The following is a 393-nucleotide window of genomic DNA, read 5'->3' as shown; positions in this document are numbered from 1 at the left end:
TGCTGTACCGCCATCGAAACGGGCACATACAGGCAGAGTGGCCGTGAAAGAAAGCAATCAGCGATGGTGCTCTGACGGGTTCGAGTTCTGCTGTGATAACGGAGAGAGACTGCGTGTCACGTTCGCGCTGGACTGCTGTGATCGTGAGGCACTGCACTGGGCGGTGACTACCGGCGGCTTCAACAGTGAAACAGTACAGGACGTCATGCTGGGAGCGGTGGAACGCCGCTTCGGCAACGATCTTCCGTCGTCTCCAGTGGAGTGGCTGACGGATAATGGTTCATGCTACCGGGCTAATGAAACACGCCAGTTCGCCCGGATGTTGGGACTTGAACCGAAGAACACGGCGGTGCGGAGTCCGGAGAGTAACGGAATAGCAGAGAGCTTCGTGAA

Annotated in this window: 1 protein-coding gene; it reads left to right on the top strand. The window is 57.3% G+C overall.

Going from position 1 to position 393, the window contains the following annotated elements; genetic code table 11:
* Window positions 1-393: DDE-type integrase/transposase/recombinase (locus ACUU1I_RS21265; protein WP_449144951.1), on the top strand; the 393-nt coding region annotated here is incomplete at both ends.

It is taken from the genome of Shigella sp. SIG3, assembly GCF_053555855.1.
The sequence above is the reverse complement of the archived record's forward strand: the minus strand, read 5'-3'. Positions and strand labels throughout refer to the sequence as shown.